The organism is Flavobacterium sp. P21 (assembly GCF_050632225.1).
GTDB lineage: Bacteria > Bacteroidota > Bacteroidia > Flavobacteriales > Flavobacteriaceae > Flavobacterium.
This window is the reverse complement of the sequence record NZ_CP192585.1, coordinates 2,621,189-2,632,887: the sequence shown is the minus strand read 5'-3', so window position 1 is coordinate 2,632,887 and position 11,699 is coordinate 2,621,189. Positions and strand designations below refer to the sequence as shown.

At 32.1% G+C, this 11,699-nt stretch carries 9 protein-coding genes and 3 pseudogenes; all 12 read right to left on the bottom strand.

Annotation, left to right across the window (positions count from 1 at the left end; genetic code table 11):
* Positions 1–4: 4 nt before the first annotated feature.
* A complete protein-coding gene (locus ACQ9BO_RS13045) occupies positions 5–274 on the bottom strand; it encodes a hypothetical protein (protein WP_431245024.1) in 270 nt (89 codons plus the stop codon).
* Positions 275–292: 18 nt separating this feature from the next.
* A complete protein-coding gene (locus tag ACQ9BO_RS13040) occupies positions 293–751 on the bottom strand; it encodes a hypothetical protein (RefSeq protein ID WP_431245023.1) in 459 nt (152 codons plus the stop codon).
* Positions 752–1,259: 508 nt separating this feature from the next.
* Positions 1,260–1,976, bottom strand: a complete 717-nt coding sequence (locus ACQ9BO_RS13035; protein WP_132991417.1) for a response regulator transcription factor — start codon at positions 1,974–1,976, stop codon at positions 1,260–1,262.
* Positions 1,977–1,979: 3 nt separating this feature from the next.
* Complete coding sequence (locus tag ACQ9BO_RS13030; protein WP_431245022.1) at positions 1,980–3,566, bottom strand: sensor histidine kinase; 1,587 nt, start codon at positions 3,564–3,566, stop codon at positions 1,980–1,982.
* A gap of 59 nt (positions 3,567–3,625) precedes the next feature.
* Positions 3,626–4,221, bottom strand: a pseudogene (coaE, locus tag ACQ9BO_RS13025) (dephospho-CoA kinase).
* A 1-nt stretch (position 4,222) separates the two neighbouring features.
* A complete protein-coding gene (locus ACQ9BO_RS13020) occupies positions 4,223–5,221 on the bottom strand; it encodes a glycosyltransferase (protein WP_431245021.1) in 999 nt (332 codons plus the stop codon).
* 126 nt (positions 5,222–5,347) lie between these two features.
* Positions 5,348–6,540 (bottom strand): annotated as a pseudogene (fabV, locus tag ACQ9BO_RS13015) (enoyl-ACP reductase FabV).
* Positions 6,541–6,643: 103 nt separating this feature from the next.
* Positions 6,644–8,296, bottom strand: coding sequence for a DNA repair protein RecN (gene recN / locus ACQ9BO_RS13010; protein ID WP_431245020.1), 1,653 nt, complete (start codon positions 8,294–8,296; stop codon positions 6,644–6,646).
* Positions 8,297–8,354: 58 nt separating this feature from the next.
* The gene (locus tag ACQ9BO_RS13005) at positions 8,355–9,239 is read right to left on the bottom strand and encodes a DUF4835 family protein (RefSeq protein WP_431245019.1); all 885 of its coding nucleotides are present in this window, start codon (positions 9,237–9,239) and stop codon (positions 8,355–8,357) included.
* A gap of 64 nt (positions 9,240–9,303) precedes the next feature.
* Positions 9,304–10,513 (bottom strand): annotated as a pseudogene (gene coaBC, locus ACQ9BO_RS13000) (bifunctional phosphopantothenoylcysteine decarboxylase/phosphopantothenate--cysteine ligase CoaBC).
* 9 nt (positions 10,514–10,522) lie between these two features.
* On the bottom strand, positions 10,523–10,840 hold the full coding sequence (locus ACQ9BO_RS12995) for a DNA-directed RNA polymerase subunit omega (protein WP_008463064.1): 318 nt from the start codon (positions 10,838–10,840) through the stop codon (positions 10,523–10,525).
* A gap of 8 nt (positions 10,841–10,848) precedes the next feature.
* Complete coding sequence (locus ACQ9BO_RS12990) at positions 10,849–11,643, bottom strand: outer membrane protein assembly factor BamD (protein ID WP_431245018.1); 795 nt, start codon at positions 11,641–11,643, stop codon at positions 10,849–10,851.
* Positions 11,644–11,699 lie beyond the last annotated feature (56 nt).

Genomic DNA, 11,699 nt, shown 5'->3' with positions numbered 1-11,699 from the left:
GATTTTATATCATTTCATCTACATATTGCTGATACAATATGTGTAGACTTTTATTTTTAATTGGGCTTATCTCTCTTGGGTTTTCACTTTGAAAATACCTCCATTTATAAGACTGCCCTTTTACTAATCTGTTTATTTTTCCTCTAAGATTATAATTTGAAGTATAATTTAAAATAAGTCGCATTTCACTTTCTAAATCAGAATCCAACATTCTTTTATGCGTAATCATGTAAGGTTTTACCTGAAGTACATAGCGCCAAGGCTCATTAAACACATAATGAATTCTATATCTCTAAAAAACTTTACTCCAACGTTCTTGCTTGGCAAAATGTGCTTTTTCTCTTTCTGACAATTCCAATTTCGGATTGTTCCATTCACTTTCCGTAAATTCTTTCAGCCTTTGAATTTGCACAGACGAAGCATTTTTTCTCTTTTTACTTTTCCTTTTTTTAAAGGTTTTATCCGAAGAAAACTGCCGAGTATTTATCTTTTCCAACAAAGTTTTATAAAATTCTGCTTCACTTGATCTTACAACATCATCTCTTAATTTAAAATGACAGTCGCCATCCTTTTTGATAAGGCTCATCAAGCAGGATCCAAGGCAAGTTATTACGCTGTTTCCAAAGTTTTTTTCAAGCTTGTGTAGTTGGATTAATTGTCTATCAAAATCTTCTTTTACTAATCTTTTCTTCCTTCTTTTACTTTTAAAACGAGTACACAAAGCATACTCCTCTACCGTATAATTTTTCATTAAAAAATTATAATGCATTAAGTTAACAGCCAAATAGGCCTAAACATTCTATCGATGCAGATAGATAATAAATCGGTTTTTCGGGAAAATTTTGAAGTGTCTAGAATAAAAAAAGCCCGAAACTAAATGTCTTCGGGCTTTTTATATATCTAAAAATATATTTCTAAGATTGAAATAAGCCACGAAGAACTGCTACACCAAATCCGTTTGGCGTGAAGCTTTGTGATGTAGATGTAAATACAAACATTTTTTCTTCGTTTAAAGGGTTATTATTTTTTTTCGTCTGCAAATATTCATAATTGTTTTTTAATTTTCCAAATTTATTTTAAGAAAATTCATCAAAATAAAATTTCCATTTTAAAAACAAGAAGCAAAAAAAACGCAACAAACAATTAAAAATCAAAACATTAAACCCTATTTATTACATAAAAAGCAATAAAAAAAATTTAGTCAAAATGCATAAAAAAAGCTCTGATTTCTCAGAGCTTTTATCTTTTATAGCGAATTATTATTCAGTTACTTTGCTTTTTACAACTAATCTGAAACCTTCTCCGTGAATATTTAAAATTTCAACATCCTCATCAGATTTTAGATACTTTCTAAGTTTGGCAATGTAAACGTCCATACTTCTTGAAGTAAAGTAGTTGTCATCTCTCCAAATTTTTGTTAATGCTAATTCTCTTGGCATTAAGTCATTTTCATGAAGAATCAACATTTTAAGCAATTCATTTTCTTTTGGAGACAATTTAATAGGTTCTTCATCTTGGAAAGTCAAGAATCTAAGTTTTGAATTTAAGTGGAATTTACCAATATTGAACTCAAATTGTACTTGTTCTGCTTTATTATCAGCAGATTTTCTCTGGATAATAGCTTTAATTTTCATTAACAAAACCTCTGAATCAAAAGGTTTATTTAAGTAATCGTCTGCACCAGCTTTATATCCTTTCAACACATCCTCTTTCATTGATTTTGCTGTCAAGAAAATAATTGGCACTTCGCTGTTTTTCTCTCTAATTTCTTTGGCTAAAGTATAACCATCTTTATAAGGCATCATTACATCCAAAATGCATAAATCATATACATCTTTCTTGAATTTTTCGAAACCTTCCATACCGTTTTTAGCTAAAGTAACTTCAAAGTCATTTAACATTAGATAATCTTTAAGAACCGCCCCAAAATTTAGGTCATCTTCTACTAAAAGTATTCTTTTGTTAGTATTTTCCATATTTTAATTTATTAATGGTATTTTTATTATAAAGGTGCTACCTTTTCCTTTTTCGCTTTCAACATATACTTGACCGTTGTGGTCTTCAACTATTCTTTTTACATACGCCAATCCTAAACCATGGCCCTTAACATTGTGCAGATCTCCCGTGTGCTCTCTGTAAAACTTCTCAAATACTCGTTTTTGAGCTATCTTACTCATTCCCAAACCATGATCTTTCACCTTTATCAGAATCATATCTTTTACATTTTCAGTAAAGATTTCGATTTCTGGAGTATCTGGAGAATATTTAATAGCATTCTCTAAAATATTAACCAATACATTCGTAAAGTGCACTTCATTTATCAAACAAGTAGTTCTCGTCGCATTGTAATGTTTTACGACAGTACCTTGTCTATCTTCTAAAATCAGATTTACGTGTTCAATGGCATCATCAATAACATCAGTAACAATCGTCGGTTCTTTTGTAATGTCTAATTCTCTCTTTTCTAATTTAGAAATCCTAAGAACGTTTTCAACCTGCGCATGCATTCTTTTATTTTCGTCCCTAATCATTTGAAGGTATCGATAAACCTTCTCTTTATCTTCAATAACTTTTGGGCTTCTAATGGCATCAAGTGCCAAATTTATCGTCGCAATTGGAGTTTTAAACTCGTGCGTCATATTGTTTATAAAATCTGTTTTGATTTCAGATATATGTTTTTGACGCAACAATTGATTTAATGCACTTGTATATGCTATTATGATGATAAGCGTAAAAACAATAGACAATATTGTGATACTTAATAATTCTGATAACAAAAACTTCTTTTTGTACGGAAATGTCAAAAACAATTCATACTTGCTATTCCCTTCATTATCAGTATAAATTGGCACATGATAACTTAAATCTTTATCGTAATGAAAACCATCAGATTTTACTTTTGTTGGCAAACCACTGCTAAGAACACCAAACTCAAATTTGGTCTTAACACCATATTCCTCAAGTTCTTTCTTTAAGAGTTTATAAAGTTTGTCTTTTGTAATTCTACCTTCAATAGGAGTCAGTGAAGCGATATCTTTGTACTGAATTTGTTGCTGTACTTTATTTAAGATATCTAAACTACCTGATTTTTCAATTTTCAAATCAGGAATGATAGTCTGTCCTAAAGAATTATTATCAATACCATTATTGTTATTATAAACTTCAGTTACACGTTTAGAACTGAAATTCTTAAATCTTTCGCTACTGAATTTTTTATTGAAAAGCGAACCGCTTATATCATAGTCTTCAGAAGTCAGTGTATTTGAATATACAATTGTTTTATTTGTTTTTGTATTTCTCTGAACGTATAAAACCTCCAGCAAATCTTCTTTTTTAGGAATTTTACCTGTACTGTCTTTTATGCGGTTATATTTGTCATAAAAGCTGTATTCTTCTTGCTGTTCAAGCTTATCAGCTACATTTCCAATTACTTGAGTAACGTGGTATTTAAATTGCTCGTCATTGTTTTTGAACGACGAATTGAACCAAAATACCTGAACCAGAATTATCCCTATTAAGGACAAACTCATAAGCAAAACAAGTATTCTAAAAAATAATTTATTCATCGAAACAAAATTAATATTTTAACAATATACTAAATAATACATTAACCAAATATTAACATTTAAGACTGATTTTGTTTTATATTTAAAATTTTAAGAATTTTAACAACTTCTTCTCTAGCAATTTTAAGATTTACGTTATTAATAACAAAATTACTCTTGGAAATGCGATCTTCATCTTTCCATTGCATTTGCATTCTGCTTAAAACTTGTTCTCGTGTGGTATTATCTCGTTTTAAGACTCTTTCAATTCTTACTTCTTCTGGAGCTGTAACTGTAATTATAGTATCACAATCTTTATATCGGCCACTTTCAAACAATATTGTCGCCTCATAAATTACATATTCTTCTTTTTTATGCGGCAAAAGCCATGCCTCAAAATCTTTTTTTACTGCCGGATGAACTATTGCATTAAGCTGTGCGAGCTTTTCTGAATTATTAAATACAACATCAGCAAGTTTTGCTCTATTTAAAATATTGTTTTCAAAAAGAGCTGTTCCAAATGTTTTTTTATTTTTTCTATGACATCTTCAGTCTGCATTACTGCTCTAGCGCCATCATCGGCAATATAAACGGGGATTCCCATTTCTTTGAAATAATTTGAAATGGTTGTTTTACCACTTCCAATTCCACCGGTCAAGCCAATAACTTTTGTCATTTTATACTTTAAAAAACATTTTAGGAAACGCCTCTTGTGGGTTCTTTTTCAGAAGAATAACTTTTATGAATGATTTTAAAAATCCCGTTCCGTAGCCATAAAATTGTTTCCAAACTGCTATTACAGAAAGATACCCAATCTTGATACTTTTATTTTGAATACTTGCTGTAAGAAAAATAATAACGAAATATACGAAATATAATTGTAATAAAATATCAATATTGAAAATTAACAATAAAAAAGCTAATAATAATCCGAGTAAGAAGAATGTCGGAAAGAAAAAAGTTAACTTATTATGCTCTGGATACCAACTATTTAATATTGGTCGAGCAATTCCGAATTTATGTACTTGAACAGAAAACTTCTCCCAATCAATTCTTCGCTTGTGATATACATATGCTTCCGAAAGCAATCTGGTTTCAAAACCTAAATTCCACAAACGAATTGACAAATCAGGATCTTCTCCCGGGTGAATATTACCAAAACCTTTCGATACCAGAAAAGCCTTTTTAGAAATCCCCATATTGAAACTTCTTGGCTGAAACTTGTTGATTTTTTCAGAACCGCCGCGAATACCGCCAGTTGTCAAAAATGATGTCATCGCAAAATTAATTGCCTTTTGAATGCTCGAAAAGCTAGCAAGAGCTTTATCTGGACCTCCAAAACAATCTACATATTTCTCATCTAGTGCTTTTCTAACTTCGGTCAAATAATTAGGCGGAATAATACAATCTGAGTCAAAAATGATAAAATAATCACCTCTAGCCTTTTGCATTCCAAAATTTCTTGAATCGCCCGGTCCTGAATTTTCTTTAAAATAATACGAAATATTCAATTTTCCTTGATAATTCATCACAACATCCTTGCACGGAATCGAAGAGCCGTCTTCAACAAGAACAATTTCAAAAGGTTCATTATAATCAGATTTTGCAAGACTTTCTAAAAGTTCATCAACTTCATCTGGACGATTATACACGGGTATAATTAAAGAAAAAATCATAATGGGATATGCGGTATTAGAATGGCAATTTTTTATAATTCAAAATTTTAACAAAGATAGGCTATATTCATAAAAAAACCATCAACTTTTGGTTGATGGTTTTTGATTTTATGTTTTTTAATAACCTTATTTGATACTTTCAATATCAACGATTTCGTTTGCCTCAGCTTGATAATCAACTCCTGCAAATTCAAATCCGAATAAATTCAAGAAATCATTTCTGTATCCAGCCAAATCTCCAATTTCTGGCAGTGATTCAGTTGTAGCTTCCAACCAAAGTTTAGCCACTTTTTCTTGAACATCATCCCTCATTTCCCAATCATCAATTCTGATTCTTCCCTTTTCATCAACAGGAACCTCAGAACCATTGTATAATCTGTCTTGGAATAAACGTTGGATTTGCTCGATGCAACCTTCATGGATTCCTTCTTCTTTCATGATTTTATATAAAAGAGAAATATACAATGGAATTACAGGAATTGCAGAACTCGCCTGAGTAACTAATGCTTTATTTACAGAAACATAAGCCTTTCCTCCTATTGATTCTAAGCTGTCAGTAATAGTAAATGCAGTAGCTTCTAAATGATCTTTTGCACGTCCGATTGTTCCTTTACGATAAACCGCTTCTGTCAATCCAGGTCCAATATAAGAATAAGCAACTGTAACAGCTCCTTCAGCTAATAAATTTTCAGCTTTTAAAGCATCAATCCACATTGCCCAATCTTCACCTCCCATAACAGCAACAGTGTTCTCAATATCTTCTTCGTTTGCTGGGGCGATTGAAACCTCAGAAACTTTTCCTGTATGAAAATCAACTGTTTTGTTTGTAAAAGTTTGCCCAATTGGCTTTAAAACCGAACGATGCGTAACACCTGTATTTGGATTTGTGCGCACTGGAGAAGCCAAACTATAAATTACAAGATCTACTTGACCTAAATCAGCTTTGATTAAATCAAGAGTTTCTCTTTTAATTTCGTTTGAAAAAGCTGTCTCCATTAATACTTTTTGCATATAGACCTGCTTTGTGAGCTTCTTTTTCAAATGCTTGCAGAATTATACCAACCTGGTGAAGCAGTTTTTCCTTCAACTGGTGGTTTTTCAAAAAATACTCCAATCGTTGACGCACCAGATCCAAAAGCACTTGTGATTCTTGAAGCCAGTCCGAAACCTGTTGAAGCTCCAATAACCAATACTTTTTTAGCACCAGCAATTGATCCTTTTGATTTTACATATTCGATTTGATTTTTAACATTTTGCTCGGCACCATCTGGGTGTGCTGTCAAGCAAATAAAGCCTCTCATTCTAGGTTCTATAATCATATTTTCTTGTTTTTCGTTATAGCAATTGCCAATATAAGACAATTGATTAACTAATTTTAGCTTTGTTTAATTCGTTTTTAGATGACAAATATAAAGTATTTCTTTAGTTCAACAAGGCTTTAGCATGATTTAAAGCCGAATCAGAAACAACTGCTCCAGATAACATTTGAGCAATTTCGATAACTCTTTCGTCCTGAGACAGAAGCTTTAATTCTGATTGTGTGTCATCATCAATTGTTGATTTGAAAACTTTGAAATGAGAATCTCCTTTAGCCGCAATTTGTGGTAAATGTGTAATAGCAAAAATCTGCATCGATGTACTCATTTCTTTCATGATTTCGCCCATTCTAATAGCGATTTCACCAGAAACTCCGGTATCAATTTCGTCAAAAATTAATGTTGGAAGTTTTGAATATTGTGCCAAAATTGCTTTTACAGCCAGCATAATACGAGACATCTCCCCTCCAGATGCTACTTTTTTAAGCAATCCAAAATCGGTTCCTTTATTTGCTGAAAACAGAAATTGCAATTCATCTTTTCCATTTGAAAAATAAGTTTCTGATGGCAAAAGTTCAATATTGAAACGCACATTAGGCATTCCTAACGTTTCCAAAATAGAAATCAATTTATTGGATAAAACTGGAATTGCAGTCAAACGGTTTTGATGAATTGATGCAGAAAAAGCATCCAACTCCACTATTTTTTGATCAATCACTTTTGTCAACGAAGCGATTTCTTCTTCAATATTCCCCAATTCCAAAACCGTATTACTTAATTCAGCTTCAATTTTGATCAACTCGTCAACGGTAGATACTTGATGTTTCTTTTGGAGATTATAAATCAGTCGCAATTTCTGGCTGATCATTTCTAATTGCGCCGGATCGTTCAATAATTTTTCAGAACAATTTTGAAGCTCTTTCGAAACATCATCAAATTCAATTGTCAAACTTATGATTCTTTCAGACAAAGCTTGATATTCTGCAGAAAATGGAGCTATTTTTTGAAGCGCCGTTTTTACTTCATTTAAATTATGCAAAACTCCGAATTGCTCTTCATTTGCAATTGTCAAAGATTTATCTAACGATTCTTTTATCGCTTCGATATTATTCAGTTTTTCAAAATCAGCTTCAAGCTCTTCTTGTTCTCCTGATTTTAATTTCGCCGAAACCAATTCATTCAATAAAAAAGTATTGTACTCTTGTTCTTTTCCTGAATCGCTTTGTTTTTTCAGCAAAGCATTGAGCTTCGATTTATCTGATTTATATGTTTTTAATAGTTTTTGATATTCTAAAATAACATCGGCATTATTTGCAATAGCATCAATTATTTTGAACTGAACGCTTTCGTCAGACAATTCCTGAGTTTGTTGTTGCGAATGAATATCGATCAAAAACAAACTTAGATCTTGTAATTCTTGAAGATTTACAGGACTGTCATTTATAAAGGCACGTGATTTTCCTGAAGGCAAAATTTCTCTTCGGATAATTGTTTCATCTTCATAATCCAAATCATTTGCTTCAAAAAACTCTTTTAAATTGTATTTTGAAATTTCAAATTGCGCTTCGATCACACATTTCTCTTCTTTATTTTTCAAAGAAGTCAAATCGGCTCTTTTTCCTAAGACCAGCCCTAAAGCACCTAAGATAATCGATTTACCTGCTCCTGTTTCACCTGTAATTATTGAAAATCCTTTTGAAAAATCGATAGAAAGTTTTTCAATCAAAGCATAATTTTTAATCGACAGCGAAGTAATCATAAAATAAATGAGGATATATTAGTTAATGGCGAACGTAAAAATAAGACTAAAAAAGCAACTAATACTTAATTTGTGTCCATTTTGTACTATTCAACGGCGAAACTTTATTCAAAACATCGGTTAAGTCTGAAACAGAAATACTTGGTCCGCCTGAAAAAATTGAAGTTATTTCATCCGATTTTGCATCAAAAAAGACTCTTGTTAAAAAAGCATTCGGTTTGACGGTATTAAATTTCCCAATCAGCAACAATGAAGCTTTAATTCTTTCCTTGGCTCCTTTCAAATCGTCACTCATTTTATCCAAACCTGTGTGATACATATAAGTGACTTGGCGAAGATCGCTGTACATTGGCGAAATCATATCAGTGATCAAATAATAACGATTTTGAATGCCGTCTGCCTGGCTCCAACCTTTTGAACCTCCTTGTTGTGCTACATTTGCAATATTTTGGGCCGTTTGAAGATACTGATTCCCTGCTCCCACCTGAAAAGTATCAGCATCCATACCTAAAATCATGTAACAATAAAACGAAATAACCGAAACTAGATTTGACTCAAAAGTGGTTGGATTAAACAATAAAGGCTCATATTCTGTATACCTGAAATTAAAATCTTTATCATTATAATTTAGTACAGGAGAAGAGTATGTCGAATTGAAGATCAATCGAGAAGATTGCACTTGAATTGTTCCTGAAAATTGATCGGAACTATTTGAAGACAAGGTGATATACATCGAGCAGTTAATTCGTTCATTTTGCTTTAAAACTGATCCAGTCCAATCCGTTTTATTCACAAATTCAGACAATGACGTTTGAAGCGTTTTAAAAACTTGCTGATTTGGATTTGGCAATCTTTCTGTATTAATTGTTACAATACAGTTAAGTTGTTGCGCCTGAGTAAAGCCAAAAATTAAAAACATTAAAAATGTAACTGCTTTATTCATAAAAAAAGATTTGTGTTGATGTAAAATTGATGTTGATACTCTATTTTAAACTTTAAAAAAGTTATTATTTCGAAAAATGCAAAATCACTTTGTTTAAAATATCAACAGCAACAGACTCTTTTGATTTTAATTCCATTGGCTCGATTTTAAAATTTTTGTCAATAAAAGTAACTTTATTGGTTTCTTTTTTAAAACCTGCGCCTTCATCCTGCAAAGAATTAAGAACAATCAAATCTAAGTTTTTTTCTGAATTTTCAGCTTAGCATTTTCAATTTCATTTTGAGTCTCTAAAGCAAATCCAATTAAAAACTGGGCTTTCTTTATTGCTCCCAACGATGCTAAAATATCTTTTGTTTTTTCAAGCTCAATTGAAAATTCTTCAGTCGCTTTTTTAATTTTCTGCGTAGCCACAACTTTTGGTCTGTAATCCGCCACAGCCGCCGCCGCAATTGCCACATCTACATCATTATAATGCAAATGACAAGCATCATACATATCTTGCGCAGAAACTACATTTACAACTTCAATCGAACTGTTTTTTGCCTTAAAATGAGTTGGGCCAGCAATTAAAATTACTTGCGCACCTAATTTTGTCGCTTCGTTTGCGATATCAAAACCCATCTTTCCAGACGAATGATTTCCTATAAAACGTACAGGATCTATCGCTTCGTATGTTGGACCAGCAGTTATTAGTATTTTTTTCCTACTAATGGCAGTTTGCTTGTCAAATCGGCTTCTAGAAAAGCCACAATATTCTCAGGTTCAGCCATTCGGCCTTCACCAGACAAACCACTTGCTAATTCGCCGCTTTCAGCAGGAATCATAACATTCCCGAACCGTTTTAAAGCCGCAAAACTAGATAAAGTTGACGGATGCTTATACATATCCAAATCCATTGCCGGAGCAAAATAAACAGGACATTTAGCCGATAAATAGGTTGCAATTAAAAGATTATCACAGTTTCCTGTTGCCATTTTAGACAACGTATTTGCAGTTGCCGGAGCAATCAACATGAAATCAGCCCAAAGCGCTAAATCAACATGATTATTCCAGACAGCGTCTTGATCATCTTCATTAAAGAAACTTGAATGTACAGGATTTTTTGATAACGTAGATAACGTCAATGGAGTTACAAAATCCTTAGAAGCAGGTGTCATGATCACTTGGACATGTGCACCTGCTTTTATAAAAAGTCGTACTAATGAGGCTGTTTTATAGGCCGCAATCCCACCAGAAACTCCCAGTAGAATTTTTTTCCCGTTTAAAACTGACATTATACTATATTATTTGTTTGAACTTCTGTGGTAAGTTTTACCGTCTAACCATTCTTGAACAGCTAAAGCGTGTGGTTTTGGCAATTTTTCGTAAAATTTAGAAACTTCAATTTGCTCTTTATTTTCAAAAACTTCTTCAAGACTGTCATTGTAAGTCGCAAACTCTTCTAATTTCTCAGTTAATTCTTTTTTGATTTCAGAATTAATCTGGTTTGCTCTTTTAGCCATAATGGTAATTGCTTCATACACATTTCCTGTTGGCTCTTCAATAACTGTTTTGTTGTAAGTTATTGTATTTACAGGAGCATTCGTCTTTTTTAAATCCATGACTTTTTTTATTTAGTATAATTTTTCAAATCTGTTTCCACTCGGGCATTCATTTCGTCTGCCTGTTTTCTATATTTTGTATCGCTTTTAAACTTAATCAAGTTATTGTAAGCTACTTTTGCAACATTTAAACGCTCTTCCATTTTTTGAGGAATACTGTTTATTGCCAATTGATATGCTGAATCATATTTGTAGAACAAAGCATCTTCTTTAAAAGGCGTTCCAGGAAAATCAGCAATAAAATTATCAAACGCTACTAAAGCTGATTTATAATCTGAAATCGTATTATAACCTTTAGCATTTTCGTATGCTTTTTTCTCCAATTTTCCGTTTAAAATTTTCACAGCCTCATTAGCCTGAGGAATGTATTCTGAATTTGGATAATTATCGATAAAAGCCTGTAATTTCTCCAAAGCTTTTACTGTATCTGCTTGATCTAAACTATAAACCGGAGCTAATTTTGAATAACTGTATGCACCCAAAAATGCCGCTTCCTGAACTTTTTCACTTCGTGGATAACCTGAAACGAAACTTTCAAACTGATAACCAGCTAAATAATACTGATGCGTTTTATAGTAAGATTGTGAAAACATGTAAAAAAGCTTTTCTGCTTGAGGCTTTCCTCTATACGAAGGTGCCAATTGTTCAAAAAGACGAATCGCTTTTGAATATTTACCTGCATCATACATTTTTGTTGCCATTTCAAATTTTGTCGCAACATCTTCATTTTTTAATACCTTTTGGTAATCACTACAAGAACAAAAAAGGGCAACAACAATTAATAATGATACTATTTTTTTCATTTTCTTACTTTTATTATGATTCTCTCAGACAATTTGCCAAAGCAAAATCACACCGA